The following is a 19719-nucleotide window of genomic DNA, read 5'->3' on the forward strand; positions in this document are numbered from 1 at the left end:
CCTGTCTGAATGTTATAAGCGCGAGAGCGCATTATCCTGCAGCGGCCGCGCAACATAATGTCCCGGCCCGACCAACTGTAATGAAACGGCGGGCGTCTCTTCGCCACGTTTATGAATATTGCTGGGTATATCATCTGATAGCAGAACGCGCCGCGGCCGGTGTCTGGAAGGATCGGCAACCGGCACCGCCGCCATCAATTTACGCGTATAAGGATGCTGCGGGTTTTCAAAAACGGCGCGCCGCGGCCCCATCTCAACAATTTGACCAAGATACATCACCGCCACGCGATGGCTAATTCGCTCCACGACCGCCATATCATGCGAAATAAACAGGTAGGCGATCCCCATTTCCCGTTGTAAATCGAGCAGTAAATTAATGATCTGTCCGCGAACGGAAACATCCAGCGCGGAGACCGCCTCATCGGCAATAATCACTTTAGGATTCAATGCCAGCACGCGAGCAATGCAGATGCGCTGACGTTGACCGCCGGAAAACTCATGCGGATAACGCCAGGCATGTTCAGGACGTAATCCGACACGCTCAAGCAACCAGGCCACGCGCTTTGCCGCAGCGTCCCCCTGCCCCAGGCCATGAATCCGTAAAGGTTCCATAATGGAATACCCCACGGTCTGGCGCGGGTCGAGCGAGGCGTAAGGGTCCTGGAAAATACACTGAATATCGCGGCGCAACGGCTGGAGTTTGCCCGCAGACAGCGAGTCAATGCGCTGGCCGTTAAAGATAATCTCCCCCTGCCGGGATTCAACCAACCGCAGCAACGCGCGTCCGGTCGTCGATTTTCCGCTACCGGACTCGCCCACCAGCGATAACGTTTCGCCGGGCCAGAGATCGAAACTGATATTCTCAACGGCATGAACTTCACGCGTAACGCGGTTAAAGAGACCGCTACGCAGCGGGAATCGCGTCACCAGCCCCCGAACCTGGAGAATAGGTTCGCCTTCCACCACCGTGTCTTGCTCAATCTGCGATTCATAAAGGGCCGGTTCGTCAGCGGAAATCAACGGGAAACGGCGTGGCAGCGAGTGGCCTCGCATCGCGCCAAGCTGAGGGACGGCGGCCAGTAACGTTTGGGTATAAGGATGCGTCGGCGCATGGAAAATCTGCTCTACGCTGCCGGTTTCCACGGCCTCGCCCTGATACATCACCAGCACGCGATCGGCAATATCCGCCACGACGCCCATGTCGTGGGTGATAAAAATCACACCCATCGACATCTCTTGCTGCAACACTTTGATAAGTTGCAGAATTTGCGCCTGGATAGTGACATCCAGCGCCGTGGTGGGTTCATCGGCAATCAATACCGCCGGACGGCAGGATAGCGCCATCGCGATCATGACTCGCTGGCGCATCCCGCCGGAAAGCTGATGCGGATAACGCGATAAAATCGCCTGCGACTCCGGGATCCGTACCTGATCGAGCATACGTTTCGCTTCCGCCAGCGCCTCTTCGTGGCTGGCCCCCTGATGCAAACGAATAGATTCGGCAATTTGCTCGCCAACGGTAAATACCGGGTTGAGCGAGGTCATTGGCTCCTGGAAAATCATGGCGATATCCGCGCCGCGCACACGCCGCATCTGCGCGTCACTCTGCTCAGACAGCTCAATCACCTGGCGATTACGCCGACGCAACAGCATTTCGCCGCAGCGCACGTTCGCGCCCGACTGCTCAATCAGCCGCATTAACGCCAGCGCCGTCACCGATTTTCCCGATCCCGACTCGCCGACAATCGCCAGAGTCTCTCCACGCTTCAGGCGTAATGACACATTACGCACGGCGTCTACCTGTTGCCCTTCGTGGTGAAACGCGATATTCAGGCCACTGACGGACAGAACATCGCGGCTATCCAGTTCATCGCTGTGCGGCACCTGCGGCTCCTTATTCCCGGTAAATTCCTGTGGTAGGCGTATCCCCGGCATATCCCCAGGCGCGATACATCCCTTCGCTGTTAAACGGCAACGCGACATTACCTTCGTGATCAACGGCGATTAATCCACCGCTGCCGCCCAGCGCCGGTAATTTTTCCATCACCACGCGCTCACAGGCGTCGGCAAGGCTGAGTCCGCCATATTCCATCAATGCGGCGATATCGTAAGCCGCGAGCGTGCGAATAAAGACCTCTCCCGTTCCGGTACAGGAAACGGCGACGCTGGCGTTGTTGGCATAACACCCGGCGCCGACCAGCGGGCTGTCGCCGACGCGCCCGGGCAATTTATTGGTCATCCCGCCGGTAGACGTTGCCGCCGCCAGATTGCCGAATTTATCCCGCGCCACCGCGCCGACTGTACCCATTTTTTTCGTTTCGTCCAGCGGCGCGCCGCTGTGATCGAGCGCCATTTCGCCCGCCGCACGCGCCGCCAGCAATTGCTCGTAACGCGCCGGGGTGGAAAAGATATCCGGCGAAACGCGCGCCATCCCCTGTGAAAAGGCAAAGTTTTCCGCCCCTTCCCCCACCATGAGTACATGCGGGCTGCGCTCCATCACCAGTCTGGCGGCGAGCACAGGATGGCGAACATGACTCACGCCCGCGACGGCTCCGGCTTTCAGGGTATTGCCGTCCATCACGCAGGCATCCAGTTCATGAGTCCCGTCTCGGGTATAGACCGCGCCGATACCCGCATTGAAGAGCGGACACGCTTCCAGCAGGCGCACCGCTTCCGTCACTACATCAAGCGCGCTGTCACCTGCTTCCAGCATCTTTTGCCCGCTTTCGACAATCTCTGACAGCGCCTGGATATAGCGTAGCTCCTGCTCATGGCTCATTTGCGCGCGAGCAATCGCGCCTGCGCCGCCGTGAATCGCAATCACTGCTTTATTCATTTTTAGGGTCCATTAACGGTGGCACACAACTTTTACTATAACTATCAGAATTGTTGTGAGTTATTCATTCGATTTTTGAATATAGAAAGATGCGTAAGGTATGTAAAGGCGCAAGGCCGTCTCTAAGACCGAGGTAGCATACTGCCCGCCACTGTTTTCTGACATAATAGCCGGATTCGATTTTGCCTCGCAGGAGTATGTTCATGGAATTTTCCGCCGGATTGATGCCGCTTGAAACGGCGCTGACCCAGATGCTTTCACGTATTACCCCGCTCACCGCCGTAGAAACGTTGCCGCTGGTGAACTGCTTTGGCCGCATCCTGGCGACCGATATCGTTTCTCCCCTCGATGTTCCCGGCTTTGATAATTCAGCTATGGATGGTTATGCGGTACGCGTGGCGGATTTGTCCGCCGATAAGCCGCTGCCCGTCGCCGGCAAAGCATTTGCCGGTCAGCCTTACCAGGGAGAGTGGCCTGCGGGAACCTGCATTCGCATTATGACCGGCGCCCCGGTACCGGCAGGTTGCGAGGCGGTAGTCATGCAAGAGCAGACGGAACAAACCGATGACGGCGTGCGTTTTACCGCCGATGTTCGTTGCGGACAAAACATCCGCCGCCGCGGCGAGGATATTCGCCAGGATGCGGTGGTCTTTCCGGCCGGTACGCGCCTGACTACTGCCGAACTGCCGGTGCTGGCGTCGCTGGGAATTGCCGATGCGCAGGTTGTACGTAAAGTGCGCGTAGCGCTGTTCTCAACCGGCGACGAGCTCCAGCTTCCGGGCCAGCCGCTGGAGGCGGGACAAATTTATGACACTAACCGTCTAACTATACATTTGATGCTGCAACAGCTTGGCTGCGAAGTGATCAATTTAGGCATTATTCCTGACGATCCCGGTAAGCTTCGCGCCGCATTTATCGACGCCGACAGCCAGGCCGATGTAGTGATAAGCTCCGGCGGCGTCTCGGTTGGTGAAGCGGACTATACCAAAACCATCCTTGAGGAGCTGGGCGAAATCGCCTTCTGGAAGCTGGCTATCAAACCAGGCAAACCGTTTGCCTTCGGCAAACTCAGTAATAGCTGGTTCTGTGGCCTGCCGGGGAATCCAGTCTCTGCGGCGCTCACGTTTTATCAACTGGTTCAGCCTTTACTGGCGAAGCTTGGCGGCAACACGGCAAGCGCTGTACCGCCGCGCCAGCGTGTACGCACAACATCTCGCCTGAAGAAAACGCCGGGGCGTCTCGATTTCCAGCGCGGCATCCTGCAACGTAGCGCCAACGGCGAACTGGAGGTCACGACTACCGGACACCAGGGCTCACATATTTTTAGCTCGTTTAGTCTGGGCAACTGCTTTATTGTGCTGGAGCGTGAACGCGGCAATGTTGAGCCGGGAGAATGGGTGGAAGTCGAGCCGTTTAATGCTCTGTTCGGAGGCCTGTAATGGCGGAACTTAGCGACCAGGAAATGCTGCGCTATAACCGACAAATTATTCTGCGCGGCTTCGATTTTGAAGGGCAGGAAGCGTTAAAAGAGGCGCGGGTATTAGTGGTCGGGCTGGGCGGACTCGGCTGCGCGGCAACGCAGTATCTGGCCGGCGCTGGCGTCGGGCAACTGACGCTACTCGATTTTGATACCGTTTCCGTTTCCAATCTCCAGCGTCAAACCTTGCACAGCGACGCCACGGTCGGGCAGCCAAAGGTAGAGTCCGCCCGCGACGCGCTGGCGCGAATCAACCCGCATATTACCATTACGCCCGTTAACGCGCGGCTGGACGACGACGCTATGACCAGCCTGATTGGCGGGCATTCGCTGGTACTGGACTGTACCGATAACGTTAGCGTACGTAATCAACTTAACGCCGGGTGCTATACCGCGAAAGTGCCGCTAATCTCCGGCGCGGCCATTCGTATGGAAGGACAAGTTACCGTCTTTACGTATCGGGAAAACGAACCCTGTTACCGCTGCCTGAGCCGTCTGTTTGGCGAAAACGCTCTGACCTGCGTAGAGGCAGGGGTGATGGCGCCGCTGATTGGCGTGATCGGTTCGCTACAGGCAATGGAGGCCATTAAGCTGCTGGCGCATTACGGTCAGCCCGCTAGCGGAAAAATCGTCATGTACGATGCGATGACCTGTCAGTTCCGCGAAATGAAGTTAATGCGCAACCCCGGCTGTGAAGTCTGCGGACAGTAGCCACTTTACGGATAAACATACCAAAGCACGGTTTATGGCCGTGCTGTATCAACAGATAATTACTGTCATCAGACGCAAAGCCAGCTTACCCAAGCTCCGACTGACGATCGGCTCAAGCAGCGCGGCATCATCTTAAACGCCATATCACAGCCTCAAACCGTAATGTTGTACCTCATTTAACGCCTCTTTGTCAGAACCTCTCCATTCGTTGACGCACATCAAGATAACTTTCATTCGAAAGTAATTTAATCTTTATATGAAATAAGAGAGGCCGTTTATGATCTTCAATATTCAGCGCTATTCTACCCACGATGGCCCCGGTATCCGTACCGTAGTATTTCTCAAAGGCTGTTCGTTGGGCTGTCGCTGGTGCCAGAACCCGGAAAGCCGCGCCCGCGCTCAGGATCTGTTATACGACGCGCGGCTGTGTCTCGAAGGATGCGACCTGTGCGCGCAAGCCGCGCCGGACGTCATTGAGCGCGCGCTAAACGGCCTGCTCATCCATCGCGAGAAACTGACCGACGCCCATTTTTCCATCCTGGCGCATTGCTGCCCCACACAAGCGTTAACCGTGTGCGGCGAAATAAAAAGCGTGGATGAGATCATGGCGACGGTACTGCGCGATAAACCTTTTTACGATCGCAGCGGCGGCGGTCTTACGCTTTCCGGCGGCGAACCGTTTATGCAGCCGGAACTGGCGGCAGAGCTGTTTAAAGCCAGCCATGACGCCGGTATTCATACAGCGGTTGAGACCTGTCTGCATGTCCCATGGAAATACATTGCGCCCTCACTGCCTTATATCGATCTGTTTCTGGCTGATTTGAAGCATGTCGCCGACGGGCCGTTTAAGCAGTGGACCGATGGCAGCGCCTCGCGGGTGCTGGAAAATCTCAGGAAACTCGCCGCCGCGGGCAAAAAAATGGTGATTCGCGTCCCGCTGATTCAGGGATTTAATGCCGATGAGGAGGCCATTAAAGCCATTACCGACTTTGCCGCCGACGAACTGCACGTCGGGGAAATTCATTTTCTGCCCTACCACACGCTGGGCATCAATAAATACCACTTACTCAGTCAACCCTATCATGCCCCGGATAAACCACTGGATGCGCCGGCGTTACTTGATTTTGCCCAGAAGTACGCCTGCCAAAAAGGTTTAACCGCGACCCTACGAGGATAATTATCATGACCCAACTGAAACTGGACACGCTCAGTGACCGCATTAAGGCGCACAAAACCGCGCTGGTACATATCGTGAAACCGCCGGTCTGTACCGAGCGCGCGCAGCATTATACCGAAATGTACCAGCAGCATCTGGATAAACCGATTCCGGTACGCCGTGCGCTGGCGCTGGCCCATCACCTGGCGGAACGCACTATCTGGATAAAACACGATGAACTGATCGTCGGCAACCAGGCAAGTGAAGTCCGCGCCGCGCCGATTTTCCCGGAATATACCGTCTCGTGGATTGAAAAAGAGATCGACGACCTGGCGGACCGGCCCGGCGCAGGTTTTTCCGTAAGTGAAGAAAACAAGCGTATTCTGCACGACGTCTGTCCGTGGTGGCGCGGTCAAACCGTCCAGGATCGCTGCTACGGCATGTTTACCGATGAACAAAAAGGGCTTCTGGCGACTGGCATTATCAAAGCCGAAGGCAATATGACCTCCGGTGACGCGCACCTGGCGGTGAACTTCCCGCTGCTGCTAGAAAAAGGGCTTGATGGCCTGCGCGATAAAGTCGCCGAGCGCCGCTCACGCATCAACCTGACCGTGCTGGAAGATCTGCATGGCGAGCAGTTCCTGAAGGCGATTGATATTGTGCTCGACGCGGTAAGCCAGCACATCACGCGCTTTGCCGCGCTGGCGCGCCAGATGGCGGGCGAAGAGTCCCGTGAAAGCCGTCGTAAAGAGCTACTTACCATCGCCGAAAACTGCGAGGTGATCGCCCACCAACCGCCGCAGACCTTCTGGCAAGCACTGCAATTGTGCTACTTCATCCAGCTGATTCTACAAATTGAGTCTAACGGTCACTCGGTGTCATTTGGTCGTATGGACCAGTATCTTTACCCCTATTATCGTCGCGATGTAGAACTAAACCAGACGCTGGATCGTGAGCACGCCATTGAACTGCTGCACAGCTGCTGGCTGAAACTGCTGGAAGTAAACAAGATCCGCTCCGGTTCGCACTCTAAAGCTTCCGCAGGCAGCCCGCTGTATCAAAACGTCACCATTGGCGGTCAGAATCTCATCAACGGTCAGCCAATGGACGCAGTGAATCCGCTGTCTTACGCCATTCTGGAGTCCTGTGGACGTCTGCGTTCTACCCAGCCCAACCTCAGTGTGCGTTATCACGCCGGAATGAGTAACGATTTCCTTGACGCCTGCGTCCAGGTCATCCGCTGCGGCTTTGGGATGCCGGCGTTTAACAATGATGAAATCGTCATCCCGGAATTTATCAAGTTGGGGATCGAACCACAGGACGCTTACGATTACGCGGCGATCGGCTGTATCGAAACCGCCGTCGGCGGGAAATGGGGTTATCGCTGCACCGGCATGAGCTTTATTAACTTCGCCCGCGTCATGCTGGCGGCGCTGGAAGGCGGTCGCGACGCCACCAGCGGCAAGGTATTTCTGCCGCAGGAAAAGGCGCTCTCCGCAGGCAACTTTAACAATTTTGACGAAGTGATGGCCGCCTGGGATACCCAAATTCGCTACTACACGCGCAAATCGATCGAAATTGAGTATGTGGTCGACACCATGCTGGAAGAGAACGTCCACGATATTCTCTGCTCAGCGCTGGTAGATGACTGTATTGAACGCGCGAAGAGTATCAAGCAAGGCGGCGCGAAATATGACTGGGTATCCGGTCTGCAGGTCGGTATTGCCAACCTGGGCAACAGCCTCGCCGCCGTGAAAAAACTGGTCTTCGAACAGGGCGTTATCGGTCAACAGCAGCTTGCCGCCGCGCTGGCCGATGACTTCGACGGTCTGACTCACGAGCAGCTGCGCCAGCGTCTGATTAACGGCGCGCCGAAGTACGGTAACGACGATGACAGTGTCGATACCCTGCTGGCGCGCGCTTATCAGACCTATATTGATGAGCTGAAGCAATATCATAACCCGCGCTATGGTCGTGGCCCTGTCGGCGGCAACTATTACGCCGGTACGTCCTCTATCTCAGCAAACGTGCCATTTGGCGCCGCGACCATGGCTACCCCGGACGGTCGCAAAGCGCATACACCGCTGGCGGAAGGCGCAAGCCCTGCATCAGGTACGGATCATCTCGGCCCGACGGCGGTGATTGGTTCCGTAGGCAAATTACCTACCGGTTCCATTCTCGGCGGCGTGCTGCTCAACCAGAAACTGAACCCAACGACGCTGGAAAACGAATCCGACAAACAGAAACTGATGGTTCTGCTACGGACGTTCTTTGAGGTGCATAAAGGCTGGCATATTCAGTACAACATCGTGTCACGCGAAACGCTGCTGGATGCGAAAAAACATCCGGACCAGTACCGCGATCTGGTCGTGCGTGTGGCAGGCTACTCCGCCTTCTTCACCGCGCTGTCGCCGGATGCGCAGGACGATATCATCGCCCGTACCGAACATATGCTGTAATTTACCCTGGCGCCATCGGCAATATGTCCGAACCGCCTGATGGCGCTACGTTTAACAGGCCTACGCAGGCCTGTTAATCAGAAGGGATCGGTGCCGTCAAGCACGGCCTGAATGACGTTGAGCGCGCCTTGATGGTTATTATCATCAGTGTGATAACGTGAAAGCGCTTTGATATTGTCTGCGGCATTGCCCATGGCAAAAGAGTAATGCGCCATTTTCAACATTTCCGCATCATTACCGCTGTCGCCAATGGCGACGACATTCTGTGGCGACCTGTTCCAGCGCTTTAACAGACGACTGATGCCATTCGCTTTATGCAGTCCCGGGATAATCAGGTCGATAAAACCGAAGCCGCTGGTGACGGGCTTCATGATGCCATCCAGAGATACATGCAGTTTGTCGATAACCAGCGGAATTTGTTCATCGGGCAAATTCAGGGAGAACTTAAACAGGATATCGTCAATGTCGTGATAATCGTTTACCGGCTGCAGGCGGTGATAATGTTTGGCCATCAGCGCCACGAAAGTCTCGGGAGCGTTTTTGCTGACATAAGCGCTTTTCAGACCGCAGGCGACGAAGTTAAGCTGCTTATCCTTCAGCAGTTCGCCAATCACAATCCGCGATTCATGCCGGGTTAGTTCCCCGTGAAACAACTGCTTGCCATGTTCATACACCAGCGCGCCATTTTCTGCGACAAAGGAAATTTCGTCTTTCAGCTCGGGGAAGAAGGAGATCAACTGGTAGTACTGATTACCGCTGGCGACCACAAATTCGATATTACGTTTTTTCAGTTCCTGGTATTGCGCCATGAAGCGTACACGATCGTACTGCTTGGCATCGTCGAGAAAAGTGCCGTCCATATCTGTAACGACAACGTTAACGGTCATACTTAAGCTCCTGGCTGTAACTGCGACCAGAAACATTTTAATAACAATGTGAGCAGAACCACAAATTTATTTCGAATGAAAAGTGGCTGAACGAAAGGAATAGCCGCATAAGACATTAAGGCGTCCTGGCCACCTTACGTTTTCCTCTCGCTTCTCTCCTTGTGCGCTCCTGCAATATTTTAAACTTGCATTAACCTTATTTTAACTTAAAGTATCAGATGTAACTAACTTTACTTTCGAACGAAAGATGATGAGGTTGATATGACGACTCCTTTTACCCACGAAACGCTGCCCGCCGACCCAAAAGCGGCCATTCGTCAGATGAAGCAGGCGCTACGCGCGCAAATCGGCGACGTACAGGCGGTGTTCGACCGTTTGAGCGCCACCATAGCAGCCCGGGTGGCGGAAATTAACGATCTGAAGGCGCAGGGGCAGCCGGTATGGCCAATTATCCCTTTTAGCGAACTGGCGATGGGCAACATTAGCGATGCCACCCGCGCCGAGGTTAAGCGCCGCGGGTGCGCGGTGATTAAAGGTCATTTTCCACGCGAACAGGCGCTGGCATGGGACCAGTCGATGCTCGACTATCTGGACAAGAACCATTTTGACGAGGTGTATAAAGGACCGGGGGATAATTTTTTCGGTACGCTGAGCGCCTCCCGGCCTGAAATCTATCCTGTCTACTGGTCGCAGGCGCAAATGCAGGCCCGCCAAAGTGAAGAGATGGCGCTGGCGCAGTCGTTCCTCAACCGTCTATGGCAGGTAGAGCACGACGGCAAGCGATGGTTTAATCCGGATATCAGCATCATTTACCCGGATCGCATCCGCCGCCGCCCGCCGGGCACCACATCCAAAGGACTGGGGGCGCATACCGACTCCGGTGCGCTGGAGCGCTGGCTGCTGCCAGCCTATCAGCGGGTATTCGTCAGCGTGTTTAACGGCAACGTCGAGCAGTACGATCCGTGGAATGCGGCACACCGTACCGAAGTTGAAGAGTATACGGTGGATAACACCACCAAATGCTCGGTATTTCGCACCTTCCAGGGCTGGACCGCGCTCTCCGATATGCTGCCCGGTCAGGGGTTGCTTCATGTCGTCCCTATCCCGGAGGCGATGGCGTATATTCTGCTGCGCCCGCTGCTGGATGATGTCCCGGAAGATGAATTATGCGGCGTCGCGCCGGGCCGGGTGCTGCCGATTTCTGAACAGTGGCATCCTTTACTGATGGCGGCGTTAACCAGCATTCCGCCGCTGGAAGCCGGGGATTCCGTGTGGTGGCATTGCGATGTCATCCACTCCGTCGCCTCCGTCGAAAATCAGCAGGGCTGGGGCAATGTGATGTACATTCCTGCCGCGCCAATGTGTGAGAAAAACCTGGCCTATGCGCGTAAGGTGAAAGCGGCGCTGGAGACAGGCGCATCACCGGGCGATTTCCCGCGCGAGGACTATGAAACCACCTGGGAAGGGCGTTTCACGCTGCGCGATCTGAATATTCACGGTAAACGGGCATTAGGTATGGACGTTTGACGGTCGTACCGCCCTGCCCGCTCACCTGCGGTGTGCCCTTTGCCTGGGCGCACCCGTCTTACCGAACCTACGCGCCAGGATACGTAGGCCCGGTAAGCACTGCGCCACCGGGCGTCAGTGTTTAGCTTTCAATCCCTTTACTACGCAAATAATCGTCGTAGTTGCCGCTGAAGTCCACCACGCGCTCCGGCGTAATTTCAGGAGCTGAAAAAGCGCGGCATTGAGTTCGTTGTCGCCAGCGGTAATCAGTATTACCAGCTTATTTCGTTCTTTCCTGAGCTAAAGGATGAAATCTCTTTTGTCGCGGAAAACGGCGCACTGGTTTACGAACATGGCAAGCAACTGTTCCACGGCGAACTGACCCGACATGAATCGCGGATTGTTATTGGCGAGTTGCTGAAATATAAGCAACTTAATTTTGTCGCCTGCGGTCTGCAAAGTGCATATGTCAGCGAAAATGCGCCAGAAGCACTCGTTACCCTGATGGCAAAACACTACCATCGCCTGAAACCCGTAAAAGATTATCAGGAGATTGATGACGTACTGTTCAAGTTTTCGCTCAACCTACCGGATGAACAAATCCCGTTAGTGATCGACAAACTACACGTTACGCTCGATGGCATTATGAAGCCCGTCACAAGTGGTTTTGACTTTATCGATCTGATTATTCCCGGCCTGCATAAAGCAAACGGTATTTCGCGGTTACTGAAACGCTGGGATCTGTCGCCACAAAATGTGGTAGCGATTGGCGACAGCGGCAATGGCGCAGAGATGCTTAAAATGGCGCGTTATTCCTTTGCGATGGACAATGCCGCAGAAAACATTAAACAAATCGCCCGTTACGCTACCGATGATAATAAGCATGAAGGCGCACTGAATGTGATTCAGGCGGTGCTGGAAAATAAGGTGCCGTTTACACTTTAACGAGAGTCGGGGCAATTGCCCCGATTTCTCAATGAGCATTACACTCATCTTCTTCAATCAGTTCAACCACTAATGTGGTTCCAGGCCCCTGTAAGTAATATTCATCGTCAAGGGGATCGCGCAGTTTCATAAATGTCGTTTTACCGACTTGCATGGTATGACCGGCAGCCATTTCTGCTCCACTTTCAAGCAGGTAACGCAGAACATTATTGAAAATATCAGAATATTTTTGCCCTTCGTGATGGCCTTGTGCGTGTGCTGCGAAATCTGGTAGCCCAAAGCAATCAGCACCATAGGTACGCATCCATACGCCTTCGATATCCTCAACTTCATATTTCACAAATCCACAAAATAGAGAGGTCAGCGGGAAACCTTCACGCAACATCTCCAGACTATGCTTACCCAACTCCTGAGATTTAAATACCCCCGCAGGTAATGAAGTGTGAGCCGATTCATTTAATACAGCGACAGCCCCCATGTTACTTAATGCACCTGCAACCACAGCCAACGCAACATATTGCTCTAAAGGTGAAGTATCATACCCCTTATAATATAAAATAATATTTGCACTGGTTGCCCGTACTTGCTCTTTTACTTCCTGGGGATAATGAGCTGGCGCGACGCATTGTTCGATTGATTCCTGAGGGTAAGGCGTTTTAAATCCAACCATCGATATTACATGCTTACCCCATCCTGCTAAACCAAAAAAATCCAGTTCAGGGACAAGTTCACACGTTGCCTGTTTCATACTGGAATGATAATTACGCAACAAGCGGGTGAGTTCTTTTGAATTATTTTCCGGGAGAGTATCAAATACAACAACTAAACTTAGTGGGTTATCAATTTCAGCATTCGCTACTAAAACACCTTGTATATTAGATGAGTTTTTTTCTTTACGGCCAAAAAAGCGTTCCAAAATGCTCATATTCATTCCTTTTGTTGAACAATAAAGGAATATAAAATAGCACTTGAATTCTTATAAAGAAAATAACATTACAATATGTTTACCACAAAATATATTCGCAATTTTTATGATAGATCCTCTTCTTTCATTTAATTTTAAAATCGAATATTAAGAGTATATATAATTTTTACATTGCATTCGGAAAAAATAAAAATTACCTTGTTAACATTCTGTAACCCCGACGCTATCGGGGTTACAGACAATAACTTACTCGATCCCTTTACTACGCAAATAATCGTCGTAGTTGCCGCTGAAGTCCACCACGCGCTCCGGCGTAATTTCAATGACGCGGGTTGCCAGCGAGCTGACGAACTCACGGTCGTGCGAAACAAAGATCAGCGTGCCCTGATACAGCTCCAGCGCCATATTCAGCGATTCGATCGACTCCATATCCAGGTGGTTAGTCGGTTCGTCCATGATCAGGATATTCGGCTTTTGCATCATCAGTTTGCCGAACAGCATACGGCCCTTCTCGCCACCGGAAAGGACTTTCGCAGGCTTTTTGATATCATCCTGGCTAAATAACAGGCGGCCCAGAATACTGCGCACTGCCTGCTCGTCGTCGCCTTCCTGCTTCCACTGACTCATCCATTCAAACACCGTCAGGTCATTTTCGAATTCATATTCGTGGTCCTGCGCGTAGTAACCAATACGCGCGTTTTCCGACCATTTAACGGTGCCGTGATCGGCGTCCAGATCGCCAACCAGCGTCTTCAGCAGCGTAGATTTACCCACGCCATTGGTGCCGAGTACCGCCAGCTTCTCGCCGACTTCGAGCAGCAAATTGACATTTTTAAACAGCGGACCGTTATCAAAACCTTTCGTCAGCGCCTCCACTTCCAGAGCGTTACGGAACAGTTTTTTATCCTGCTCAAAACGGATGAACGGGTTCTGACGGCTGGAGGCTTTCACCTCTTCCAGCTTGATTTTATCGATCTGCCGCGCGCGCGACGTTGCCTGACGCGATTTAGAGGCATTGGCGCTAAAACGGCTAACAAAAGATTGCAGCTCGGCAATTTGCGCTTTTTTCTTCGCATTATCGGCCAACAGACGTTCACGCGCCTGGGTCGCCGCCGTCATATACTCATCATAGTTACCCGGATAGACGCGCAAGTCGCCGTAATCCAGATCCGCCATATGCGTACAAACCATGTTCAGGAAGTGACGGTCGTGCGAAATGATGATCATCGTGCTATCGCGCTCGTTCAGCACCTGCTCCAGCCAACGGATAGTATCAATATCCAGGTTGTTGGTCGGTTCGTCGAGCAACAGGATGTCCGGATTAGAGAATAACGCCTGCGCCAGCAGCACACGCAATTTCCAGCCTGGCGCGACTTCACTCATCAGACCGTAATGCTGCTCCAGCGGGATGCCCACCCCCAACAGCAGTTCGCCCGCGCGCGCCTCAGCGGAATAACCGTCCATCTCGCCGTATTTTACTTCCAGATCGGCGACTTTATAGCCGTCTTCTTCGCTCATTTCCGGCAAAGCGTAGATACGGTCGCGCTCCTGCTTGACTTCCCACAGTTCTCCATGCCCCATAATGACAGTATCAAGTACGGTGAATGTTTCAAAAGCGAACTGGTCCTGACGCAGCTTACCGATGCGCTCATTCGGATCGAGGGAAACATTGCCCAGCGTCGGCTCCAGGTCGCCGCCGAGGATTTTCATAAAAGTGGACTTTCCGCTACCGTTGGCGCCGATCAGGCCGTAACGGTTGCCGCCGCCAAATTTGACGGAAATGTTTTCGAACAGCGGCTTACTGCCGAACTGCATGGTAACGTTGCTGGAAACTAACACAGGCTTATCCTGAAAAAAGATGTGACAAACCGCTTATTATGCCACAAGTCTGAAATAAGATCGCGCCCTGTACAAAGGGCTACACTGAACCGTAAGGGAAAAAAACGTGATTTCGTACACATCTGAATTCCCTGTTTACTGGAATGCACCTATAATGCGCTCCCAACATGACAGAATTCTCAACCTACTAGCCTGCTTGGCACAGAATCTCGCATAACATGAATATGAAATTAACAACGCTTTTCGCGGCGGCTTTCGCTGTAGTTGGTTTTTGTAAAACAGCCTCAGCAGTCACTTACCCGCTGCCTACCGATGGTAGCCGTTTAATTGGGCAAAATCAGGTCATCACCGTTCCGGAGGGCAATACCCAGCCGCTGGAGTATTTTGCCGCGGAGTATCAGATGGGGCTCTCCAACATGCTGGAAGCCAACCCGGGCGTGGATACCTTCCTGCCGAAGGGCGGTACCGTGCTGAATATTCCGCAGCAGCTGATCCTGCCGGATACCGTACACGAAGGCATTATCATCAATAGCGCGGAAATGCGCCTCTATTACTACCCGAAAGGCACAAACACCGTTATCGTCCTGCCGATTGGGATCGGTCAGTTAGGTAAAGACACGCCTATCAACTGGACGACCAAAGTTGAACGTAAAAAAGCCGGTCCGACCTGGACGCCTACGGCAAAAATGCACGCTGAATATCGCGCCGCCGGCGAGCCGTTGCCTGCGGTCGTACCTGCGGGCCCGGATAACCCGATGGGCCTGTACGCGCTGTACATTGGTCGCCTGTATGCTATTCACGGCACCAACGCCAACTTCGGCATCGGGCTTCGCGTGAGCCACGGCTGCGTACGTCTGCGCAACGACGATATCAAATTCCTGTTTGAAAATGTGCCGGTCGGTACCCGCGTGCAGTTTATCGATGAACCGGTAAAAGCCACCACCGAGCCGGACGGTAGCCGTTACATTGAGGTGCATAACCCGCTGTCAACGACGGAAGCGCAGTTTGAAGGTAAGGAAGCGGTGCCGATCACGCTTAATAAGAGTATCCTGGCCGTCACCAACGAGCCTGACGTTGATCAGACCGTCGTACAACAGGCGGTTCAGGATCGTTCCGGGATGCCGGTTCGTCTGAACTGACAGACTCTGCCTGCGAAGCCCGATAGACACTATCGGGCTTCTCTTACAGCATCAGTTGCAATAATCCATATCCCACCAGCGCCGCCCATGCCAGCATCGGCAGCGAATAGAAATGAAATCGCCACCAGATTCGGCGATCGTTCGCCATCCGTAAAGCAATAAGATTTGCCAGCGACCCCGGCAGCAGACCAAACCCGCCGATATTCACCGCCCACGCCAGCAGCGTCGAGGCCGGTACATAGTTCAGCAGGAGAATGGTACTGGGCACATTACTGATAACCTGCGACAGGCCGATAGCGGTTAGCCAAAGTCCCAGGTGAGACAGTGCGCCAACCTGGTTGAAAACGCCCTGCAACGCCGGCAATTGCGTTAGCAGATGGACATCAATAAACATCGCCATAAATACCAGCAGCAGCGTCCAGTCCACGCTGACTATCACCCTGCGCGCCAGCACAATAAACCCAGCCGCCACCAACACCAGTCCCCATAACTCTTGCCTGAGCTCCAGCGCGGTAAGAAAAACGACATATAATGCCAGGCAACTCCACACCAGACGGGGCTGCCACTGCGGCGAACGCGTACCGGTATGATACTGTAACGCCCTACCCGGAAAACAAAACCAGCACAGGAGCAGTAACGTCAGCATCATCATGACGGCAAGCGGCGCCATTTGCCCGCTAAATTCAGCAAAGGTTAAGCCGGAGCGTCCCCACAACAGAATATTTTGCGGATTACCGACAGGCGTCAGCAGCGAACCGGCGTTAACCGCCAACGCTTCAAAAATAATCAATCGGTTGACCGGAATCGCGCACAGTTTTTTTAATGTTATCGTCAGCGGCACAACGATAAACAGCGCGACATCGTTTGTCAGAAAGGTCGACAGCGCCGCCGCAGCCAGCACCAGGAACATCGCCAGTTGCCGCTCGGTATGAAATCGGCGCGTCATCTTGCGTCCCAGCACATCAAAATAGCCGCTCAGCTCAACGCCTTTAGTGAGCAACATTAACCCACTGAGGGTAATAATGGTGTGCCAGTCAATCGCGCCAGGCCAGGCGCGGGGCGCAAAAGGAACAAACAGGCTTAGCGCCATCCCCACAATGATCAACAACTGAAAAAAACGGTCACGCCGCAGCGCCCGTAAAAAGGCCAGATTCATTCTGCAGATGTTCCATGCTGTTGCGTGAAGGCCAAAAAGGCATCCAATGTCTCCTGGCTGACATGGTGTTCCATCCCTTCCGCATCACGACGCGCGATTTCCGGGCTTACGCCTAATACCAGTAAAAAATTTTCGACAATTTGATGCCGCTCGCGGCTTTCCTGCGCCAGCTTCTCCCCTTCCGGCGTCAGAAAAACGCCGCGCCAGGGGATCATTTGAATAAATCCTAACGATGCCAGGCGCTTAAGCATTTTGGCCACAGTCGGCTGGGAGACGCCGAGCCGCGCCGCCATATCCACCTGACGCGCTTCCCCTACCTCAATAATTAAATCGGAAATCAGCTCAACGTAGTCGTCTATCAACTCACGGCGATGCGCCTCTCTGACCTGACGAAATCCTTCAACGTGTTCTTCTACGTTCACCAATTGCGTCACTTTTTTTGTTGTTGGCGTACCTGCGCGACGACCCATTTTGCTTCCTCGTTTCTGTGACGCGTTAACGCGTCAGCTGACAGAGCGCTCATTGTAAACCAGAGTTGTCCGGGCACAAAAAATTAACGTTTTAGCAATAGCTATAAAACATAGCCTGTGCTATATCTGTATGTAATGCAGACATCCCTCACGGATCGATGGGATAGAAACATCAGGAGGTTTATATGAACGAATTTAAGAGGTGTATACGCGTGTTCAGTCACTCTCCCTTTAAAGTCCGGTTAATGCTGCTCTCTATGTTGTGCGATATGATCAACGGCAAACCGGAGCAGGATAACCCTTCCACGAAATAACGCGGCGGTGCGGTACGCCGCTTTATTTTGCATCCTCAACGGAAATGGCGCCCATTTCCCCTGTTTTTTTGTGGTTTTGCTATTCTCTTCGCAAAACATTTTCTTTCCGGCGGTTGACCTTCTTACCCGCACGCTCTATCTTCTGGCAGCCCTGAATATTTTGCGACTCGCCGTTGCGAACCCAATACCTTTTTTACGCATAATCAGGCAGGTAATGACCCTTCGCGCCAGGGTTAGCACATGGCGTTTTTGCAATAGTGGCATATGAATTCAACCCTTATCGATTCACTTCTGGCCCGTCGTCGGGCTGTAAGCCCGTGGGCGGGCCTCTACTTTTTACAGTCGCTGCTGATTAACCTCGCGCTCGGCTACCCCTTTAGCCTGCTTTATACCGCGGCGTTTACCTGCCTGTTGCTGCTGCTCTGGCGCTACCTGCCTCGCGGACAAAAAGCGCTGCTCGGCATCTGTTCGCTGGTAGCTGCTTGCTATTTTCCCTTTGGCCAGGCTTACGGCGCGCCGAACTTTAATACGCTGCTGGCGCTGCACTCCACCAATATGGAAGAGTCGAGTGAAATCCTGACCATCTTCCCGTGGTATAGCTACCTGACCGGACTTTTTATTTTTGCGCTGGGTATTATTGCGCTTCGCCGCCGAAAAGAAGAGGTCAGGCCGCGCTGGAATAGCCTCGACAGCCTGTGCCTGCTGATTAGCGTCGCGGCATTTTTCGTCGCGCCGGTACAAAATCTGGCGTGGGGCGGCGTTTTTAAGGTTATTGATACCGGCTATCCGGTTTTTCGCTTCGCTAAAGACGTTATCGTCAATAACAACGAAGTCATTGAAGAGCAGCACCGTATGGCGCAGCTATCCGGCATAAAAGATAGCTGGACGGTTACTGCGGTGAAACCCAGATATCACATCTATGTCGTGGTGATTGGTGAAAGCGCGCGACGGGATGCCATGGGCGCTTTCGGCGGCCACTGGGATAATACCCCCTTCGCCAGCCATGTGAATGGCGACTTCTTTATGGATTACATCGCCGCCAGCGGCTCAACGCAAAAATCGCTCGGTTTAACGCTCAATCGCGTGGTGGATAACAAACCGCAGTATCAGGATAACTTCGTCACGCTGGCTAACCGCGCCGGTTTTCAGACATGGTGGTTTTCCAATCAGGGGCAAATTGGCGAATACGACACGGCCATCGCCAGTATCGCCAAACGCGCCGATGAAGCGCATTTCCTGAAAAACGGCGATTTTGAAGCGGATAAAAATACTCGCGACGACGCGCTGTTAACCATGACGGCGCAGGTATTGGCGACAGAACGCACGCAACCACAGTTGATTGTGTTGCATTTAATGGGATCGCATCCCCAGGCCTGCGACCGTACTCAGGGAAAATACGCGACGTTTGTCCAGTCGAAAGAGACGTCTTGTTATTTATACACCATGACGCAAACCGACGATTTGCTCCGTCAGCTCTATACTCAGCTTCGTCATAGCGGCGACAGTTTTTCGCTCGTCTATTTCTCCGATCACGGACTGGCGTTTAAAGAGCGCGGCAAAGCGGTACAGTACCTGGCGCATGACGACAAATTCCAGCAAAACTTCCAGGTGCCGTTTATGGTGCTATCCAGCGACAGTAAAGCGCATCGGATCATTAAAGCTCGCCGTTCTGCGAACGATTTCCTGAGTTTTTTCTCGCAATGGACAGGAATTAGCGCTAAAGAGATCAAAAATCGCTATCGATTTATTTCGGAGCAGAAAGCCGGGCCCGTTTATATCACCAATTTCAAATTACAGAAAGTGGACTATAACCATCTGGGCAGCGATATTTTTTCACTAAAATAATGCATGTTTCAGGCAAAAAAAATCCGCCCCGAAAGGCGGATTTTTCATTTTCAC

General features: G+C 53.3%; 15 protein-coding genes and 2 pseudogenes. 9 read left to right on the forward strand and 8 right to left on the reverse strand.

The window, feature by feature from the left end; translation table 11 throughout:
- Positions 1-12 precede the first annotated feature (12 nt).
- Positions 13-1884 (reverse strand): glutathione ABC transporter ATP-binding protein GsiA, encoded by a 1872-nt coding sequence (gsiA, locus tag ACLJPQ_RS02235; protein ID WP_080185106.1) that lies wholly within the window; start codon positions 1882-1884, stop codon positions 13-15.
- 10 nt (positions 1885-1894) lie between these two features.
- A complete protein-coding gene (gene iaaA, locus ACLJPQ_RS02240) occupies positions 1895-2836 on the reverse strand; it encodes a beta-aspartyl-peptidase (protein ID WP_001030503.1) in 942 nt (313 codons plus the stop codon).
- 203 nt (positions 2837-3039) lie between these two features.
- Between iaaA and moeA the strand changes: the two genes are divergently transcribed.
- From moeA to ACLJPQ_RS02260, 4 genes are all read left to right on the forward strand, one after another.
- Positions 3040-4275: a molybdopterin molybdotransferase MoeA gene (moeA, locus tag ACLJPQ_RS02245; RefSeq protein ID WP_000395792.1), complete on the forward strand. Its 1236-nt coding sequence runs from the start codon at positions 3040-3042 to the stop codon at positions 4273-4275.
- Positions 4275-5024 (forward strand): molybdopterin-synthase adenylyltransferase MoeB, encoded by a 750-nt coding sequence (gene moeB / locus ACLJPQ_RS02250; RefSeq protein ID WP_080185105.1) that lies wholly within the window; start codon positions 4275-4277, stop codon positions 5022-5024. The genes moeA and moeB overlap by 1 nt, the downstream gene beginning before the upstream one ends.
- Positions 5025-5301: 277 nt before the next feature.
- On the forward strand, positions 5302-6201 hold the full coding sequence (locus ACLJPQ_RS02255) for a glycyl-radical enzyme activating protein (RefSeq protein WP_000576947.1): 900 nt from the start codon (positions 5302-5304) through the stop codon (positions 6199-6201).
- Positions 6202-6206: 5 nt separating this feature from the next.
- Positions 6207-8639 carry a glycyl radical protein gene (locus ACLJPQ_RS02260; RefSeq protein WP_000192661.1) on the forward strand — a complete coding sequence of 811 codons (2433 nt, stop codon included), beginning with the start codon at positions 6207-6209 and terminating at the stop codon, positions 8637-8639.
- A 77-nt stretch (positions 8640-8716) separates the two neighbouring features.
- Here the strand turns inward: ACLJPQ_RS02260 and ACLJPQ_RS02265 are convergent, their stop codons facing one another.
- Positions 8717-9526 (reverse strand): Cof-type HAD-IIB family hydrolase, encoded by an 810-nt coding sequence (locus ACLJPQ_RS02265; protein WP_000217910.1) that lies wholly within the window; start codon positions 9524-9526, stop codon positions 8717-8719.
- 261 nt (positions 9527-9787) lie between these two features.
- On the opposite strand from ACLJPQ_RS02265, the gene ACLJPQ_RS02270 reads away from it, so the two are divergent.
- Positions 9788-11053 (forward strand): DUF1479 domain-containing protein, encoded by a 1266-nt coding sequence (locus tag ACLJPQ_RS02270; protein WP_000210959.1) that lies wholly within the window; start codon positions 9788-9790, stop codon positions 11051-11053.
- 121 nt (positions 11054-11174) lie between these two features.
- Here the strand turns inward: ACLJPQ_RS02270 and ACLJPQ_RS02275 are convergent.
- Positions 11175-11252: pseudogene (locus tag ACLJPQ_RS02275) on the reverse strand (hypothetical protein); the annotation flags it as partial.
- On the opposite strand from ACLJPQ_RS02275, the pseudogene ACLJPQ_RS02280 reads away from it, so the two are divergent.
- Positions 11249-11977: pseudogene (locus tag ACLJPQ_RS02280) on the forward strand (Cof-type HAD-IIB family hydrolase); the annotation flags it as partial. The pseudogenes ACLJPQ_RS02275 and ACLJPQ_RS02280 overlap by 4 nt on opposite strands.
- A gap of 28 nt (positions 11978-12005) precedes the next feature.
- Here ACLJPQ_RS02280 and ACLJPQ_RS02285 read toward each other — a convergent pair.
- Positions 12006-12749: a DUF4261 domain-containing protein gene (locus ACLJPQ_RS02285; protein ID WP_010988985.1), complete on the reverse strand. Its 744-nt coding sequence runs from the start codon at positions 12747-12749 to the stop codon at positions 12006-12008.
- Positions 12750-13148: 399 nt separating this feature from the next.
- Complete coding sequence (locus ACLJPQ_RS02290; RefSeq protein ID WP_000961479.1) at positions 13149-14741, reverse strand: ABC-F family ATPase; 1593 nt, start codon at positions 14739-14741, stop codon at positions 13149-13151.
- A 218-nt stretch (positions 14742-14959) separates the two neighbouring features.
- Between ACLJPQ_RS02290 and ldtB the strand changes: the two genes are divergently transcribed.
- Complete coding sequence (gene ldtB / locus ACLJPQ_RS02295) at positions 14960-15880, forward strand: L,D-transpeptidase (protein ID WP_001056404.1); 921 nt, start codon at positions 14960-14962, stop codon at positions 15878-15880.
- 43 nt (positions 15881-15923) lie between these two features.
- Here ldtB and ACLJPQ_RS02300 read toward each other — a convergent pair whose 3' ends face one another.
- Together ACLJPQ_RS02300 and mntR are read right to left on the reverse strand one after the other, a co-directional pair.
- Positions 15924-17036 (reverse strand): anion transporter, encoded by a 1113-nt coding sequence (locus ACLJPQ_RS02300; protein ID WP_080185103.1) that lies wholly within the window; start codon positions 17034-17036, stop codon positions 15924-15926.
- Positions 17033-17506: a manganese-binding transcriptional regulator MntR gene (gene mntR / locus ACLJPQ_RS02305; protein WP_000533542.1), complete on the reverse strand. Its 474-nt coding sequence runs from the start codon at positions 17504-17506 to the stop codon at positions 17033-17035. The genes ACLJPQ_RS02300 and mntR overlap by 4 nt, the downstream gene beginning before the upstream one ends.
- A gap of 185 nt (positions 17507-17691) precedes the next feature.
- On the opposite strand from mntR, the gene mntS reads away from it, so the two are divergent.
- A complete protein-coding gene (gene mntS / locus ACLJPQ_RS02310) occupies positions 17692-17820 on the forward strand; it encodes a manganase accumulation protein MntS (RefSeq protein WP_001001755.1) in 129 nt (42 codons plus the stop codon).
- Positions 17821-18084: 264 nt separating this feature from the next.
- Positions 18085-19665, forward strand: coding sequence for a phosphoethanolamine transferase (locus tag ACLJPQ_RS02315; protein ID WP_001089327.1), 1581 nt, complete (start codon positions 18085-18087; stop codon positions 19663-19665).
- Positions 19666-19719: the final 54 nt, after the last annotated feature.

The organism is Salmonella sp. SAL04213, assembly GCF_046550535.1.
Classification (GTDB): Bacteria; Pseudomonadota; Gammaproteobacteria; order Enterobacterales; family Enterobacteriaceae; genus Salmonella; species Salmonella enterica.

What these genes read in the sequence shown, in the direction of transcription:
- ldtB (WP_001056404.1), top strand. Translation starts at nt 14,960, where the DNA reads ATGAATATGAAATTAACAACGCTTTTCGCGGCGGCTTTCGCTGTAGTT.
- ACLJPQ_RS02300 (WP_080185103.1), bottom strand. Translation starts at nt 17,036, where the DNA reads ATGAATCTGGCCTTTTTACGGGCGCTGCGGCGTGACCGTTTTTTTCAG.
- ACLJPQ_RS02315 (WP_001089327.1), top strand. Translation starts at nt 18,085, where the DNA reads ATGAATTCAACCCTTATCGATTCACTTCTGGCCCGTCGTCGGGCTGTA.
- moeB (WP_080185105.1), top strand. Translation starts at nt 4,275, where the DNA reads ATGGCGGAACTTAGCGACCAGGAAATGCTGCGCTATAACCGACAAATT.
- iaaA (WP_001030503.1), bottom strand. Translation starts at nt 2,836, where the DNA reads ATGAATAAAGCAGTGATTGCGATTCACGGCGGCGCAGGCGCGATTGCT.
- ACLJPQ_RS02255 (WP_000576947.1), top strand. Translation starts at nt 5,302, where the DNA reads ATGATCTTCAATATTCAGCGCTATTCTACCCACGATGGCCCCGGTATC.
- moeA (WP_000395792.1), top strand. Translation starts at nt 3,040, where the DNA reads ATGGAATTTTCCGCCGGATTGATGCCGCTTGAAACGGCGCTGACCCAG.
- mntS (WP_001001755.1), top strand. Translation starts at nt 17,692, where the DNA reads ATGAACGAATTTAAGAGGTGTATACGCGTGTTCAGTCACTCTCCCTTT.
- ACLJPQ_RS02265 (WP_000217910.1), bottom strand. Translation starts at nt 9,526, where the DNA reads ATGACCGTTAACGTTGTCGTTACAGATATGGACGGCACTTTTCTCGAC.
- ACLJPQ_RS02270 (WP_000210959.1), top strand. Translation starts at nt 9,788, where the DNA reads ATGACGACTCCTTTTACCCACGAAACGCTGCCCGCCGACCCAAAAGCG.
- ACLJPQ_RS02260 (WP_000192661.1), top strand. Translation starts at nt 6,207, where the DNA reads ATGACCCAACTGAAACTGGACACGCTCAGTGACCGCATTAAGGCGCAC.
- mntR (WP_000533542.1), bottom strand. Translation starts at nt 17,506, where the DNA reads ATGGGTCGTCGCGCAGGTACGCCAACAACAAAAAAAGTGACGCAATTG.